Below are 14,756 nucleotides of genomic sequence, written 5' to 3'. Positions count from 1 at the left end.
GTGTGAAACCAGGTGAAACGAAACTCGCGGACACGCGCGGACGGTTCCTGCAAGCGCTCCGTAACGGTCGCGAACGGAGCGACGCCGGCTGGACGAACGGCCGCATCCTGCTCTCGAACAAACGGATCGTGCTCGCGGGGACGAGCGGCAAGCGCACCTTCCCGCTCTCGAAGATCGAGCAGGTGGGCGGCCGATTCGACGTGAACCAGCGCGTCGCGACCGTCGCCGACTACATCGCGTTGCAGTTCGACGACGGCGAGGACGTGATCCTCGTCGCGCCCGCGGAGTTCGAGGAGTTCGAGATGGACCTCTACGACGCGCTGCTGTCCTCGACGAAGTTCCTCGTCCGACACCCGGCCGTCGAGGGCGGCGTCGTGCAGAACACCGAGTGGGAGCGCGCCAAGATGCAAGTCGAAACGGAAGCCGTCAACATCGCGACCGTCGCCGGAACCTTCGTCGGGATCCAACTCGACGACATCGGTGACATCGAAATGGGGCGCCGAACCGTCCGCGAGGAGCGACGAGAGGTCATCGAGGTCGAACATTCCGACGACAACGGGACGAGCGTGCAGACGTACATCTCGGGACCCGAACGGGCCGTCGGCATCCTGAAGTCGCTTCTGCGGATCGGCGAGGAACAGACCGAGACGGCGCTCGATCTCTCGAGACAGGACAAACAGGTGTTGATGGCGCTGTACTCCGGCGTCTCCCCGTTCGACATCCCCGCGTTTCTCGGGATCGACGTCGACGAGGTCGAAGAACTCTTTGTACGGCTCATCGACCACGACGTCTTAGACGAGGTCCGGATCCGGCACGAGGTGGAACTCAACGCCCGCGGGCGGTCGATCGCGGCCGACGCGATCGACGAACAGGGCGCGGAGATGTGACGACGACGAACACCTCGAAAGAGCAGACGACAACGAGTCCCGGGATCACCCGCGAGCGTGCGCCAGAATCTCTGTGCGGGCCTCCGAAGCGCACTCCCGTCCACCCCGGCCGAAGTGGAGCGTGTTCGCGTTGACCGGGTCGCTGAGGAGCCCCCCCGAGTCGACGGGGACGTCGACCTGTTCGATCTGGAGGTAGCCGATGGTGATACCCTTCGCGAGGTCGACGCCGATTATCTCGTCGGCCGGGATCGTCTTGTTGTCGAACCGTGAGCGGTCCACGCGATAGATTTCGACGCGGTCCTCGTAGACGACCAGCGTGCCGTCCTGGAACGTGCAGACGACGAGCGCGTTCGGATGCTCGTCGACGTCGTCGTCGGAGTCCTCGTCCGCGTCACCGCTCCGTCCCCACGGGAAATCGACCATCGCGAATTGGTACCACGGGACAGCGCAAAAGCGTTCGGCCGGACCAAGCGTCAGTCACCCGACCACGCCGCGTCCGAGAGTGTGCGCTGGACCGCCTCCTCGCCGACCGCGGCCGCGAGCGCCTCGAAACCGCGCCGCTCTGCGCGGTCGCGGGCGTTCGCGACGAGTCGGGAGACGATGAACTCCGGCGTCGACTTGCCGACCGTGCCGAACCGTGGCTGGTAGTCGACGCGGAGCGCGAGGTCGTCTGTCAGCCCCTCCGCGAAGATGCCGTCGATGCGCGCCTCCGGGGGGAGGGGACTGAGGTCGTCGGCGAGGTGGGTCACGTAGACGCCGAGCGCGTCCTGATCGACCGTCAGATCGACCAGGCCGTTCAGCAGGTCGGCGGCCCGGCCGGGTTCGGTGATCGCCTCGAACTCGTCGACGAGCATCAGCGTGCGGTCGCCGGTCGACAGCGGTGGGACGATCGATTTCAGCGTCGACTCCAGGACGCCGGCGTTGAAACTGGCGTGTCGGCGGTGGAAGACCACCGTATCGAACTGGCCGACCTCGGCTCGCGCTGCGGGCACGGGCAGCCCCATCGAGGCGAGCAGGACGACCTGTGCGAGCGTCTCTAAGAGCGTCGTCTTCCCGCCTGAGTTCGCCCCGGTGAGGACGGCGACACGGTCGCCGGATGGCGGCTCCGGCACGTCGTCGTCGCCGACGTCGACCGAGCCTATGCCGTGTGAGCCGACGGCGTACGTGACGGGCTGAATCGCACCGGACAGCGAGAGGTTCCGCGCGCCGACGACGGCGAGTCCGTCCTCGACGAGTCGCGGCCGGGTCAGATCGTACGCGGCGGCGAAGCGGCCGAGCGAGAGGTCGAACGCGATCTCGGAGACGGCGCCGACGGCGGTCTCGACGTCCTCGCGCGCGGTCTCGATCGACTCTCGCAGGTCGGCTGCCACTGTGCGCTCGCGTTCCTCGACGTCGGCGTCGAGTTCGGCGACGAGCGCCCGGAGCGACGTCCCCGCGAAGTCCGCCTCGTCGTGGGCGTCTTCGGCGACCGCGGCCTCGACGCGCCCGCGGCGAACGTCGGTTTGGCTCGCGACGTACTCGACGAACGCCGCGCGGAACTCCTCGAAACTTCGGACGCCGCGCTCCCGCACGGACTCCAGCACGTCGAGCGCGCTCGACTCCAGTTGCGCGGCGGCGTCCCGCTTCTCGCGCAGGCGATCGAGTTCGTCGTCGGTACCGGGTGCGACCGATCCATCTTCGTCGACGGTGCCGAGCGCGGCCGCGGCCGCTTCGAGCGCGTCGTCGTCGAGGTCGTCCAACGCGGCGAAGGTCCCGCCGCGCAGGCCCGCCTCGCGGAGCGCGAGCGCCGTCTCGACCGCGATCCGGTCGGTGCCGCCGGTCTCGTCGTAGGCGTCGAACGCCGAACGGACGGCCGCGCGATCCTCGTCGTTCAGTTCGACCCAGGCGTCGCGTGCGGCGAGCACGCGGTCGAGTCGCGACTCCCGTTCGTCGACGTCCGAAAGCGGCGTCAGCACGCGAATCCGGTCGGCGGCGTGCGCGGTCAGGGCATGTTCGCTCGCCAGCGTCAGCAGTTCGTCGTAGACGTCGCGGGCGTCCCGCGTCCCGAGCGTTTCGATGCCCGCCGCACCGTTGGCTCTGCGGAGGATCCTGACCGCACGCCCCCGCGGGATCCCGGCGTCCGCCAGCGCGCGGATGTCGGCGTTCTCGATGGCCGCGACGGCGCGCTCTGTGCCCATCGCCTCGCGGAGTTTCTCGCTCGTCTTCGGACCGACCCCCCAGTAGTCCTCCAGTCGCATAGCCTCACCTCCAACGGGAGCATCTTGTAGGTTTGCGGTTCGACTGGTCGGGGCGTGGGAGCGCCGTCACGGAGGTGACGGCAGGAGGAATGGGGGAAACGAAGGGACCGCCGTACGAGGCGGTCCGGAGGGGACGCCCGACAGCGTGGTTGGGGGAGTGGTGGACGCTGTCGGAACGGGGGGTCGGCGTCGGGGTCGGGGGGTGGTGGAGCGTCGTGTCGGGAGCACCGACTGCGTCAGGGGGACGACGAGACGCGCCGGGCGCGGGCGTCTCGGACTTCTGCTCCCTCCCGGATTGCGTCCTCACAGTTGGGACAGACGCGGGCGTCTGTGAACCCTTCCGGGGCGAAGACCCGGACGTAGTCCCGCGAGACGAATGAGCCACAGTTCTGACACTCAGGCATTGCACGCCACCTCTGCGACGGATCGGTCGAACATATCCACTTGGGGAGAGGGGGTGTAGTACCCTAACACGGACCCCTACGTCCTTAGGTCCCGAGCGGAAATTGGGGGTCTGAGGGGCAGCTATTTATCCGTGGACTCGTTTCGTCCGGGTATTAGGATGACATCGGACGGTTCGTCGAACGGCTCTCAGCCGGGGTCAGCCGACACGTCGGCTGCGACAGGTTCGCCCCCCGACGGGACGGTGGAGGACCCTGCGACGCCGACAGACGAACCGCAAGCCGAGACCGATGCGTCAGACGACGAGCCGGTCGTGCTCGTCGTCGACGACGACAGAGACCTCGCCGACACCTGCGAGTACTGGCTCCGCGAGGACTTCGACGTTCGCGTCGCCTACGGCGGAGAGGACGCGCTCGAACAGATGGACGACGAGGTCGACGTCGTCCTCCTCGACCGCCGGATGCCGGACCTCTCGGGCGACGAGGTGCTCGCGGAGATCGACGAACGGGGGTACGACTGTCGCGTCGCGATGATGACGGCCGTCGAACCCGACACCGACATCGTCGAGATGCCGTTCGACGAGTACCTCGTCAAGCCGGTCGACGAGGATAGCGTCACCGGAACCGTCGAAGAACTGCTCGTCCGCTCGGAGTTCGACGAGCGTGTCCGCGAGTACTTCGCGCTGGAGTCGACGGAAGCAGTCCTCGAAGAGCGCGATCTCCGCGACCTCGGCGATCCGACCGCCCTCGACGACCTAACTGCCAGAGTCCGTGCACTCCGCGAGGAGCGCGAATCGGAGATCCGCGAGCGCGAACGCCAACTGGACCGCGTGCGCCGGATCAACGGCTTCCTCCGCGACGTGGACCAGGCGCTCGTCGACGCGAGCACCCGCGAGGGCATCGCGGAGACGGTGTGTGCCTCCTTCGAGTCCTCGCCGTACGACGGGGCGTGGATCGCGCGGTACAACGAAGCAGTCGACACCGTCGAGTGCGCGGCGGCGGCCGAGTCGGTCGCGTCCCCGTTCGCCGAGGGTAGTTCGGCGGATCCGGCGGCGCTCGTCCGCGAGGCGATCGACACGCGATCCGTCGTGACCGACGCCGTCTCGCCGGCCCACGCCGCGGCAGCCCTGCGAGACGCCGACGCCGTCGCTGGAGAACTAACTCTCGTCGCCATCCCGGTCACGTACCGGGAGACGGTCTACGGCGCGCTCGTCGTCTACGTGCGCGGATCGATCTCCGAGGAGGAGCGGTCGATGCTCGGCGGCGTCGGCGAGACGGTCGGACACGGCATCAACGCCGCGGAGTCAAAGCAGTTGCTTCACGGCGACAGCGCGGTCGAACTGGAGTTCGAGCACACGGACACCCGAGACGTGCTCGTCGACCTCTCCTTGGAGTTCGACACGACCGTGACGCTCGAAGGCGCCTCACTCGCGGACGAGGGCATCGTCTCCTGTTACGTCTCGATCGAGGACGTGGATCCGTCGACGGTACTCTCGGCCGTCGCACCGCTCGATGCGCTTGCGAACGGGCGGGTCATCTCCGACGAAGACGGCGAAGCGCTGTTCGAGTTCCGGCTAGCCGACGCCTCGGTGGTCGTGACGCTCGTCGAACTGGGCGCGTCGGTGGAGTCGTTCAGCGCGACCGGCGGCGAGGGCGAACTGGTCGTCAGAGTGCCCGCCCGATCCGACCTCAGAGCGCTCACGAACGCCGTGCAATCGTCGTACCCGGACGTGTCGGTGCTCGCGAAACGAGAGGTCGAAGACGCAGTGCAGTCGACGTCTTCGTTCCGTCGACAGCTCGAAGAGAAACTGACCGACAGACAGCGCGACGTGATGGAGACGGCGCTGGCCTCGGGCTACTTCGACTGGCCGCGCGGCAGCACCGCCGAGGAGGTCGCAGCCTCGCTCGGCATCGCCGCGCCGACGTTCCACGAGCACCTCCGGTCCGGCGAGCGAAAGCTCATCGAATCGTTCTTCGCGGAGACGTCGACCGACCGCCGGAGGAGGAACCGAGCCGACGACACCGGCGACGCGGCTGGCGACGACTGATACGGTCGGACGTACTGGGCCTGAGAGCGACGGGAGGGTCGGCGTCGGAAACTGCAGGCGGTCGGGAACTGCCCGCGCGCGCAGAAATCTACGGAGAGTGTATGCCCGAGGGGGCTGTGGATCGGATCAGGCGTCGTTCATCCGCTGGGCGCGTTCGTCGCCGCAGGCACGGCACTTCGTCACTCGGTAGGGCTCTCTGGAGAACGCCCGGTTCGTCTGCTTCTTGCTCTCGGTCTTGAGTTCGATCGAAACCTCGTGGGGAGTCCGCGCGCCGCATTCGTCGCAGTACTCGGTCAGTTCGGTGTGGGAAGATTGGCTCTTGGACATCGTCGTTCGGTACCAGAGTAGATGGCCGAATCCACATTGACTCCCGACCCTACACCCTTAGGGTCGGGGCGGATCGGTGGACTGCGGTGGGATCTGTGAGCGAAAAAGCGTCGACGGGACCCCACAGTGATTGAGGCGGCACCCCAGTTGGAGGTTCGGATACGCCCCGCCGCCTGCGCGAGCGCGTCAGATGCTGCCCTGTCGGTAGATGAGGTTGCGCTGGATCTCGTTTGCACCCTCGTAGATGACCGGGATGCGGACGTCGCGGTACACCCGCGAGATCGGGTACTCTTCGAGCACCGAGCGGCCGCCGTGGAGTTGCATCCCGCGCTCGGCACACTGCATCGCCACCTCCGTCGATTTGGTCTTCGTCGCTGCCGCCCAGAAGCCGGCGTCCTCGTTGGTTTCGACCTTGTGCGCTGCGCGCCAGTTGAGCGTCCGCGCCGCCTCGAACTCCATCCGCATATCGGCGATGATGTGCTGGGTGGACTGGAACTCGGAGATGTTTCGTCCGAACGCCTCTCTGTCGTGGACGAACTTCCACGTCTCCTCGATGGCGCGTGCTGCGAGACCGATGCCGTGGCCGCCGACGACGACGCGGCCGTGATTGAAGAAGTCCGCGAGGACGTAGAAGCCGCCGCCTTCGGTGCCGACGAGGTTCTCCTCGGGGATCTCGCAGTCGTCGAAGACGATGTGGCCCTGCTTGGAGGCGCGCATCCCCATCTTCTCGGGGATGTGCTCGGCCTCGTAGCCGGGGGTGTCGGTCTCGACGATGAACATCGAGTAGTCCGAGTAGCGGTCGTCGCTGTCGTCCGTCTTCGCGTAGACGGTCAGCCAGTCGGCCTCCACGGCGTTCCCGACCCAGTACTTCTCGCCGTTCAGGACCCAGCCGTCGTCGGTTCGCTCCGCAGTCGTCGTCATCCCGGCCATATCCGACCCGGTCTGGGGTTCCGAGACGGCGAGTCCCGATATCTGCTCGTTCGCTGCGACCGGTCTGAGGTACTCGTCTTTCTGTTCTTCGGACCCGTACTTCTCGACGATCTCACAGCCGAACGACGCGAGCATCAGCGTCAGCGCGATACCGGCGTCGGCCGCGTAGAACTCCTCGTTGATCGCGAGAATCTGTTCGAGGTCGAGCCCGCGGCCGCCGTACTCCTCGCCGATGTCCTGGGCGACGAGGCCGGCGTCCATCGCCGCTTCGAGGATCTCCCAGGGGTACTCCGCAGATCGGAAGTACTCCTCGGCGTTCGGGCGGATGTACTCGTCGGCGAACTCGCGCGCCTCCTGTTTTACTTCGCGGGCGTGCTCGGGCACGACCGACTCGTCGAGAAGGTCCATAGGGGCCACTCGAATGCCACGAGCAAATAACTCTCGGAACTTTGAAAAACTTCAAACGAGTTCTCCATTGCTACACCGCACATCCGGCTTCTGCTAAAGTGACCCGGCTAGTCGAACCAGTTCTCGACTGTGGGATTCAGCTGTTCGGACGGGTCTCCGAGTTCGAGCGTCGACGCTTCCAGTTTCGAGACGAGGGTGGGAATGATCGCCGCCTTCTGTTTGATAACGAAGATCTTGCGCCCCCAAGACGGAGCCGCGTCGATACTTGCGTGCCACTTCTCTAGGCCGTCGTTCTCCGAGATGTGGAGACAGTGTGTCGTATAGAGGGTGTGATTTGGGGATTCGGTGACGAGGTTGATCTGGAACTTCGCGCGTTCGTGACCGTCGACAGTCGACCACTCGATGTTCGTGTTGCTCGTCGTTTCCGTCTCTTCCGTAGACTCGATATCGAGCGGCGTCGGGAACGCGTTCGCCTCGGATCGGCTCTCGATGTGCTCGTCGATCGCCACGCCAATCACTTCGAGTTCCGCCTTCCGCCCGGACAAGCCTAAGATGTCGCGCAGTGCTGCAATGTCGTCTCTGGAAGGCTCAAGTTGTGTCTGGACGATCTTGATAAACTCCAGCGCGTCGTCGTCGGAGAGCGCCCCGGCTCCAGAATCGATGTTCGGAGCGAGTTCATCGGGAGCGAGCGTCGTGGGACCCCCAGCGTCGATGACGCCGAGTACGTCGAGTGCTCGTACGATCGCCCACGAGATCGCGTCGCTGTCGCGGATCCCGTACGTCCAAAGGACCGAACGTCCCGCTTCGAGAAGCCGGTACGTTACCTCGCCTGCGTCTGAGGTGTGTGCGCGGACGTAGTACGCACTTTTGTCCTCGTATTCCTCAAGATTCGGCACGAGTCGTACGTCTGTCTATCAATATATAAATTGCTTGCAGAGATATGTACGTGAAACAGCAGTACGGTGGCTATTACTCGGTTATTTTTGGAAATTCACCGTGCCGGCTGTACGCAGACGACTCCGTCCGAGCGGGCTAGGGGCCCTGCTCGCTGTCGGTGTCGGGAGCTTGCCCGTCCGTCTCGCCGTCGTCCGTACTCGGCCGCGCTGCGCTGCCTCTAGGGTTTCCGGAGAGCCGCTCCCGGACGGCTTCTCGGTCCACCGTCCCCGAGACGGTCCGCGGAATCGCTTCGGCGACCACGATCACTTTCGGGAGCTTGAAACCGGCCAGTCGGTCGCGAGCGAACCCGAGCAACTCGTCCCGGTCGATCGAGTCGCCTTCGGGGACGACCAGCGCCGAGACGCGTTCGCCCCACTCGGCGTCCGGCACGCCGACGACGGCCGCCTCACGCACGCTCGGGTGTGCGAGGAGAACGTCGACGACTTCGCCGGGATCGACGTTCTCGCCGCCGGTGACGATCCGGTCGTCGACGCGGTTCAGAACGGTGAGCGTCCCATACTCGTCGGCGACGCCGACGTCGCCGGTGTGGAACCCGAACTCCCCGAACGCTGCCTCGGTGGCGTCGCTGTCGCCGTAGTAACCAGGTGTCACCGTCGGCCCGTCGACGACGAGTTCGCCGGGCTCTCCGGGTGGGAGCGGCGATCCCGCCTCGTCGACGACGGTGACGTCGGTCATAAAGAGCGGGCGACCGACGCTCTCGGGGTTCTCGTACGCTGCGTTCGGGCGGGCCGTCGCGATCTGGGAGGCGGTTTCGGTCATTCCGTACGTCGGATACACGGGGACGGAGTAGTCGCGGCAACGCTCGATCAGTTCCGGCGACGCGGGTGCGCCACCGAGGAGTACGACGCGGAGCGACTCCGTGAGCGTCCCCCGGCGGTCCAGCATCCGGCGGAGCATCGTCGGGACCAGCGAGACGGCGGTCGCATCGTATCGGTCCAGATCGTCTGCTGCCGCCCCGGCATCGAAGCCCGCTCGGAAGACGACCGTCATCCCGTACAGCGGCATTCTGAGAACCGGCGCGATCCCACCCATATGGTGCAACGAGAGCGTCACGAGCCACCGGTCGTCCGGGTCGAATCCCAGACGGAACGCCGATGCGACCGCGCTGGCTAGGAGGTTCCCGGTCGTCAGCCGGACGGCCTTCGGATCGCCAGTAGTACCCGAGGTGAACAGAATGAGTTGGGTGTCGTCGAGCGACCATTCCGCAGGGGTCACAGACTCGGGCGTCACCGACGAGAGGGAGGTCACGGCGTCCGTGTTCGGTTCGTCGACGGTGACGACCGAGGCGGTGCGGTCACAGCCGGCACCGTCCTCGCCGGGGACGTCGTCGAAGTCGGTCTCGCCGCTGCTTCCAGCCTCGTCCTCGCTACCGGTCTCGTCGTCGGAGTCACTTTCCTCGCCAGAACTGGTGGCTTCGCCATTCCCCTCGTCAGCGTCGGCCGCTTCGCCGGCCACGCGCGAGAGAGCGTGGACGACCGCCGTTTCGGTCGCGTCGCCGCAGACGATCGTCGACACGTCGGCCGTTTCGATTTCCCCGGCGAGTTCACGGGCGGTCAGTTCGTCACCCATCGGAACGAGCGTGACGCCGAGTCGCATCGCGGCGTGGACGAGACAGACGTATTCGAGTCGAGGATCCAGCACGACGCCGACGTGTGCGCCGCGTTCGACGCCCGCTGCGGCGAGTCGGCCGGCGAGGTCGTCGACGAGCGCATCGAGGTTCGCGAACGTGTAGACGTCGCCCGTCGCTGCAGTCACGAGAGCGTCGCCCTCCGGTTCGATCCGAACCCGGTGAGAGAGCCAATCGCGCATCCTACGCGTGTGGACGTGACGGGCCGCCTAATACTGTCGGCTCCTTCGGCGCCCCCGACCGCTACGCCCCGTCGCCGTGTTCGACGTACTCAACGAGGACGCCCCCGGTCGACTTCGGGTGCAGGAACGCTACCTCGTGGCCCCACGCGCCCGGACGCGGCTCCTCGTCGACGAGGTCGACGCCGGCGTTGCGAGCGCGAGCGAGTGCCGCGCCGATGTCGTCGGTCCGGAGTGCGACGTGGTGAATGCCCGGCCCGTGGCTGTCGAGGTAGCGCGCGATCGTGCCGTCTTCGAGCGGTTCGAGCAACTCGAAGTAGCCGCCGTCGAGTTCGAGAAACCGGGCGACCATCCCGTCGAACGTCTCCTCGTGGACGAGCGAGGCCTCGAAGAGCGTCTCGAAGGTCGCTGCCAGTTCTTCTCCGTCGGTCGTCGCCACGCCCAGGTGGTCGAAAGCCATCGGCATAGGGGGACGGTCGCGCGACGCGGAGATAAAATCCGCTGCCGCTATCGCGCGGGACGGTACTCGCCGAACTCCTCGCGGAGCGCGTTCGATATCTCGCCGACCGTCGCGTAGGCTTTCACGGCGTCGACGATGGGCGGCACGAGGTTTGCGTCGCCCGCGGCGGCCTCCCGAACAGTCGCGAGCGCCGCCTCGACGGCTTCCTCGTCCCGCTCGTCTTTCACTGCCTCCAACCGTTCTCGTTGCCGCGTTTCGTCCGCCTCGTCGACGTCTTCGACGTCGACCTGCGGTTCTTCGTCGACCTGGTACTCGTTGACCCCGACGACGATCCGCTCGCCCGATTCGATCTCCTGCTGGCGTTCGAAGGCGACGTCTTGGATCTGTCGCTGTACCCACCCGGACTTCACCGCCTCGAGCATCCCGCCGCGGCTGTCGACCTCCTCGAGGATCTCGAACGCCTCGGCTTCGATCTCGTCGGTGAGCGACTCGATCGCGTAGCTCCCGCCGAGCGGATCGATCGTGTCCGCGACGCCCGACTCGTGCGCGAGGATCTGCTGCGTCCGAAGCGCCGTCCGCACGGACTGCTCGGTCGGCAGCGACAGCGCCTCGTCTTTCCCGTTCGTATGGAGGCTCTGGGCGCCGCCGAGGACGGCCGCCATCGCCTGATAGGCGACGCGGACCACGTTGTTCTCGACCTGCTGGGCGGTGAGGGTCGACCCGCCGGTCTGAGCGTGGAACTTCAACTGCTTCGATTTGGGGTCGTCCGCGTCGAATCGCTCGTCCATTATCTTCGCCCACATTCGCCGGGCAGCCCGGAACTTCGCCACCTCTTCGAGGACGTTGTTGTGGGCGTTGAAGAAGAACGAGAGCTGTGGGGCGAACTCGTCGACGTCGAGTCCGGCGTCGATGGCCGCTTCGACGTACTCGATGCCGTCGCCGAGCGTGAACGCGATCTCTTGTGCCGCCGTCGACCCCGCCTCCCGGATGTGGTAGCCCGAGATCGAGATGGTGTTGAAGTTCGGCACCTCGCTCGCGCAGAACTCGAAAAGGTCGGTGATGAGCCGCATCGACGGCTCCGGCGGGTAGATGTAGAGATTGCGCGCGATGTACTCTTTGAGAATGTCGTTCTGTATCGTGCCACGGAGTTTATCGCGGGGGACGCCCTGTCGATCGCCGATCGCGACGTACATCGCGAGCAACACCGCCGCGGGGGCGTTGATCGTCATCGACGTCGAGACTTCGTCCAGCGGGATGTCGTCGAAGACGACTTCCATATCCCGGAGGCTGTCGATCGCGACGCCCGCCTTGCCGACTTCGCCCGCCGCCATCCCGGCGTCGGAGTCGTAGCCCTTCTGCGTCGGCAGGTCGAACGCCATCGACAGCCCGGAGGAACCCTGGTCGATGAGGTAGCGGAAACGCTCGTTGGTCTCCGCGGCGGTTCCCATCCCGGCGTACTGTCGCATCGTCCAGAGCCGGCCGCGGTGCATCGTCGGGTAGACCCCGCGCGTGTAGGGTTCCTCGCCCGGGAATCCGAGGTCGGCGTCGTGGTCGAGGTCAGTCACGTCGTCGGGAGTGTAGAGCCGTTCGACCGTCTGCCCGCCGGTATCGGTGGTGAACGTCTCCCGTCGCTCCCCGAAGCGTTCCAGCGTCGGTGAGAGCGTCTCGGCCTCCCACTCGCGTTTTGCCTCCCGGATCGTCGCGAGGTCGTCGGGGTCGAACATACTCCAGTGTGGGGTGCCGACCGGTCTTGAAACTGTCCGACGGTCGAGCGTGGGGGTTGTCGCTCCAAAGGGAACAAGGCCATTACGGACGCCGACAAACGGCGTGCTATGAGCGACGACGTTGCCGACGACGTGACCCCCGGCCGGGTACGTGGCGGGCAGATGACCGACGCGGAGATCGACGCCTACCTCGAAACACAGGGGACAGGCGTCCTCTCTTTGGCCGACGGGAACCGAGCCTACGCGGTCCCCATCTCCTTCGGCTACGAGTCCGGGCGCGCCGTGTTCGCCTACTGGCAGTTCCGTCCCGACAGTACCAAGCTCGCGTTCACCGAGACGACAGAGCGCGCGTGCCTGGCAGTGTACGATTTCAACGCACAGACCGACTGGCGGAGCGTGCTCGCGTTCGGCCCGCTGCGGGAACTCGGGACCGACGAGTGGGCCGAGGTCGGCGAACTGATGGACGAAAACGCCTGGTCACCGGATTTGACCGGCGTCGGACGCCGACAGCTCTCCATCGTCGGCTTCGAGATGCCGATCGAGGAAGTGACCGGGCTCAAGCGCGAACCCGACGCGGCGAGCGAGTGAGCGTTCGCCGTCCGATCGAATCGACAGGGCGACGGAGACCCACCTGAACGGCGCGGTTCGCCACGCTTTTGCTACCGGCCGCCTACGCTTCGATCAACTATGTTCGGCGGAGGCGGTATGAACCCACGGAAGATGCAGCAGATGATGGAACAGATGGGCATCGACGTCACCGAACTCGATGCCGAGGAGGTCGTCATCAAGACGGCCGACGAGGAACTCGTCTTCTCGGACGCGCAGGTCACCCGGATGGACGCGCAGGGCCAGCAGACCTACCAGATCGTCGGCGAGCCCGAATCTCGCGAGCGCGGGGCCGACGAGAGCGAGACCGCAGAACTCGAAGGCGGCGACGCCGAGTCCGGCGGCATCCCCGACGAGGACGTCGCACTCGTCGCAGAGCGCGCCGGCGTCGACGCCGACACGGCGCGTGAGACGCTCGAAGCGACCGACGGCGACCTCGCGGCCGCCATCGCCCAGCTGGAGTGAGTTACCTCCTCGTCCACGACGACCGCGAGTACCTCCGCGCCCCGGGCGACGAACTCCAGACGGACCTCGGCGTGCTCGACGTCCCCGAAGACGTCGAACCCGGCGACGTCCTGGAGACGCATCTCGGCGAGGAGTTCGTGGTCCGTCGACTGCGCGGGCCGGACCTGTTCAATCACTTCGAGCGCACGGGCGCGCCGATGCTCCCGCGCGACATCGGCCTCGTGGTCGGTCACACGGGCGTCGCGGCCGGCGACCGCGTGCTGGACGCCGGGACGGGAACGGGCGTGCTCTCGGCGTATCTGGGCCGGCTGCACGCCGACGTCGTGACCTACGAGGTCGACGCCGAGTTCGCCGACGTCGCGCGCGAGAATATGCGACTCGCCGGCGTCGACGACCGCGTCGACGTCCGCACGGGCGACCTCACGGAACACCTCGACGCCGTCGCCGAGGACGGCCCCTTCGACGTGATCACGCTCGATACCGGCGACGCGCCCGCGGTCGTCGAGCGTGCGCCCGACCTTCTCGCGGACGGCGGTCACGTCGCCGTCTACTCGCCGTTCGTCGAGAACAGTCGCGAGACCGTCCAGGCGGCCCGCGAAGTGGGGCTCCGCGACGTCGACACCTTCGAGACGATCCAACGCGAGATGGACTTCGGCGAGCGCGGCTCGCGACCCTCGACGGCGGGCGTCGGCCACACCGGCTATCTGACGTTCGCGCGGAACGAGCGCTGAGAAGGGCCGACACGGGCGGCGCGCTCACTCGATCGAACGCAACATCCCGAACAGTTCTTCGCGAGCGGACTCGGGAGCGAACGTCTCCGGCTCCGGAACCGTAAGCGGGTACGCGCCACCGCCGAGGAGGTACTCCTCGCCGGCCGGCCACGCGGCGAAGTACGCCTCCACGGGGCGGTCGCGCCCGTCGACGCGGACCTGCGAGCGGAACCGCGTCGCCGCTACTTCCGTATGATCCACGTCGATCCGGTGCGTGTCGGCGCGCTCGACGTCGGAGAAGCCACGTTCTTCGAGCACCTCGACGAACTTCGACGTCGCACGGTCTCTGATGAGGCGCGTGAGCGGCTTCGACGGCGGGGTGGCGGGCGAGATGCGGAGCCGACTGGCAAAGACGAATCGCCACGTCGTCCCACGCTCGACACCTGTCGCCGCTTTCAGCCGCTCTCGCAACCCGACGTCCTCGTAGATCTGCGTGTGGGCCTCGATCCGGACCACGCGCACGTCGAACGGCGCGGTCACTTCTTCGGAGACCAGCCGCCAGCCATCGGGGACGTCGATGCTCGGCGGCGCGATCTCGTCAGTCACGGACACTCGTTCGGGCGCCACTGACTTAATTCGCAGCGACGGGCGGGGTCAAGGGATCACAGCGGAGACGGCATATCCACTCGGTGGTGCACGCGTCACCGGAAAACCCGCCGTAGTCTGCGAACGGTGCGATAGCGACGGCTCATACTGTCGGACAGAACGATGTGAAACGTATCGGCACCCC

15 protein-coding genes are annotated in these 14,756 nt (G+C 66.5%); 6 read left to right on the top strand and 9 right to left on the bottom strand.

The features are described from left to right. Positions 1-2 precede the first annotated feature (2 nt). Positions 3-887 carry a CheF family chemotaxis protein gene (locus tag D3D02_RS01810; protein WP_121568429.1) on the top strand — a complete coding sequence of 295 codons (885 nt, stop codon included), beginning with the start codon at positions 3-5 and terminating at the stop codon, positions 885-887. Between the two features lie 45 nt (positions 888-932). On the opposite strand, the gene D3D02_RS01805 is transcribed toward D3D02_RS01810, so the two are convergent. Next, complete coding sequence (locus D3D02_RS01805) at positions 933-1,310, bottom strand: hypothetical protein (RefSeq protein WP_121568278.1); 378 nt, start codon at positions 1,308-1,310, stop codon at positions 933-935. 50 nt (positions 1,311-1,360) lie between these two features. Then, complete coding sequence (locus D3D02_RS01800; protein ID WP_121568277.1) at positions 1,361-3,124, bottom strand: DNA mismatch repair protein; 1,764 nt, start codon at positions 3,122-3,124, stop codon at positions 1,361-1,363. 32 nt (positions 3,125-3,156) lie between these two features. On the opposite strand from D3D02_RS01800, the gene D3D02_RS20795 reads away from it, so the two are divergent. Together D3D02_RS20795 and D3D02_RS01795 are read left to right on the top strand one after the other, a co-directional pair. Beyond that, positions 3,157-3,504 (top strand): hypothetical protein, encoded by a 348-nt coding sequence (locus D3D02_RS20795; protein WP_199722984.1) that lies wholly within the window; start codon positions 3,157-3,159, stop codon positions 3,502-3,504. Positions 3,505-3,686: 182 nt separating this feature from the next. Next, on the top strand, positions 3,687-5,573 hold the full coding sequence (locus D3D02_RS01795) for a bacterio-opsin activator domain-containing protein (RefSeq protein WP_121568276.1): 1,887 nt from the start codon (positions 3,687-3,689) through the stop codon (positions 5,571-5,573). A gap of 126 nt (positions 5,574-5,699) precedes the next feature. Here the strand turns inward: D3D02_RS01795 and D3D02_RS01790 are convergent, their stop codons facing one another. The 6 genes from D3D02_RS01790 to D3D02_RS01765 form a co-directional block, all read right to left on the bottom strand. Further along, complete coding sequence (locus tag D3D02_RS01790) at positions 5,700-5,900, bottom strand: hypothetical protein (RefSeq protein ID WP_121568275.1); 201 nt, start codon at positions 5,898-5,900, stop codon at positions 5,700-5,702. Positions 5,901-6,086: 186 nt separating this feature from the next. Further along, positions 6,087-7,238, bottom strand: a complete 1,152-nt coding sequence (locus tag D3D02_RS01785) for an acyl-CoA dehydrogenase family protein (protein ID WP_121568274.1) — start codon at positions 7,236-7,238, stop codon at positions 6,087-6,089. 107 nt (positions 7,239-7,345) lie between these two features. Next, entirely contained in the window at positions 7,346-8,134 is a 789-nt protein-coding gene (locus D3D02_RS01780; protein WP_121568273.1) for a hypothetical protein, read from the bottom strand. A 136-nt stretch (positions 8,135-8,270) separates the two neighbouring features. Next, positions 8,271-10,004, bottom strand: a complete 1,734-nt coding sequence (gene menE, locus D3D02_RS01775; protein ID WP_121568272.1) for an o-succinylbenzoate--CoA ligase — start codon at positions 10,002-10,004, stop codon at positions 8,271-8,273. Positions 10,005-10,065: 61 nt separating this feature from the next. Further along, on the bottom strand, positions 10,066-10,461 hold the full coding sequence (mce, locus tag D3D02_RS01770) for a methylmalonyl-CoA epimerase (protein ID WP_121568271.1): 396 nt from the start codon (positions 10,459-10,461) through the stop codon (positions 10,066-10,068). Between the two features lie 47 nt (positions 10,462-10,508). After that, positions 10,509-12,185, bottom strand: coding sequence for a methylmalonyl-CoA mutase (locus D3D02_RS01765; protein ID WP_121568270.1), 1,677 nt, complete (start codon positions 12,183-12,185; stop codon positions 10,509-10,511). A 108-nt stretch (positions 12,186-12,293) separates the two neighbouring features. Here D3D02_RS01765 and D3D02_RS01760 point away from each other — a divergent pair, with 108 nt between their 5' ends. The 3 genes from D3D02_RS01760 to D3D02_RS01750 all read left to right on the top strand — a co-directional run bounded on the left by D3D02_RS01760 (position 12,294) and on the right by D3D02_RS01750 (position 13,987). Beyond that, positions 12,294-12,773: a pyridoxamine 5'-phosphate oxidase family protein gene (locus D3D02_RS01760; protein ID WP_121568269.1), complete on the top strand. Its 480-nt coding sequence runs from the start codon at positions 12,294-12,296 to the stop codon at positions 12,771-12,773. Positions 12,774-12,872: 99 nt separating this feature from the next. Next, complete coding sequence (locus tag D3D02_RS01755; protein ID WP_121568268.1) at positions 12,873-13,256, top strand: nascent polypeptide-associated complex protein; 384 nt, start codon at positions 12,873-12,875, stop codon at positions 13,254-13,256. Beyond that, the gene (locus D3D02_RS01750) at positions 13,253-13,987 is read left to right on the top strand and encodes a tRNA (adenine-N1)-methyltransferase (protein WP_121568267.1); all 735 of its coding nucleotides are present in this window, start codon (positions 13,253-13,255) and stop codon (positions 13,985-13,987) included. Before D3D02_RS01755 ends, D3D02_RS01750 begins: the two co-directional genes overlap by 4 nt. A gap of 24 nt (positions 13,988-14,011) precedes the next feature. Here the strand turns inward: D3D02_RS01750 and D3D02_RS01745 are convergent, their stop codons facing one another. Next, a complete protein-coding gene (locus tag D3D02_RS01745; protein WP_121568428.1) occupies positions 14,012-14,572 on the bottom strand; it encodes a hypothetical protein in 561 nt (186 codons plus the stop codon). Positions 14,573-14,756 lie beyond the last annotated feature (184 nt).

Origin of the sequence: Halobellus sp. Atlit-38R, assembly GCF_003665925.1 — an archaeon.
Classification (GTDB): domain Archaea; phylum Halobacteriota; class Halobacteria; order Halobacteriales; family Haloferacaceae; genus Haloquadratum; species Haloquadratum inordinatus.
The sequence above is the reverse complement of the archived record's forward strand: the minus strand, read 5'-3'. Positions and strand labels throughout refer to the sequence as shown.

What these genes read in the sequence shown, in the direction of transcription:
- D3D02_RS01805 (WP_121568278.1), bottom strand. Translation starts at nt 1,310, where the DNA reads ATGGTCGATTTCCCGTGGGGACGGAGCGGTGACGCGGACGAGGACTCC.
- D3D02_RS01800 (WP_121568277.1), bottom strand. Translation starts at nt 3,124, where the DNA reads ATGCGACTGGAGGACTACTGGGGGGTCGGTCCGAAGACGAGCGAGAAA.
- D3D02_RS01795 (WP_121568276.1), top strand. Translation starts at nt 3,687, where the DNA reads ATGACATCGGACGGTTCGTCGAACGGCTCTCAGCCGGGGTCAGCCGAC.
- D3D02_RS01790 (WP_121568275.1), bottom strand. Translation starts at nt 5,900, where the DNA reads ATGTCCAAGAGCCAATCTTCCCACACCGAACTGACCGAGTACTGCGAC.
- D3D02_RS01785 (WP_121568274.1), bottom strand. Translation starts at nt 7,238, where the DNA reads ATGGACCTTCTCGACGAGTCGGTCGTGCCCGAGCACGCCCGCGAAGTA.
- menE (WP_121568272.1), bottom strand. Translation starts at nt 10,004, where the DNA reads ATGCGCGATTGGCTCTCTCACCGGGTTCGGATCGAACCGGAGGGCGAC.
- mce (WP_121568271.1), bottom strand. Translation starts at nt 10,461, where the DNA reads ATGGCTTTCGACCACCTGGGCGTGGCGACGACCGACGGAGAAGAACTG.
- D3D02_RS01765 (WP_121568270.1), bottom strand. Translation starts at nt 12,185, where the DNA reads ATGTTCGACCCCGACGACCTCGCGACGATCCGGGAGGCAAAACGCGAG.
- D3D02_RS01760 (WP_121568269.1), top strand. Translation starts at nt 12,294, where the DNA reads ATGAGCGACGACGTTGCCGACGACGTGACCCCCGGCCGGGTACGTGGC.
- D3D02_RS01755 (WP_121568268.1), top strand. Translation starts at nt 12,873, where the DNA reads ATGTTCGGCGGAGGCGGTATGAACCCACGGAAGATGCAGCAGATGATG.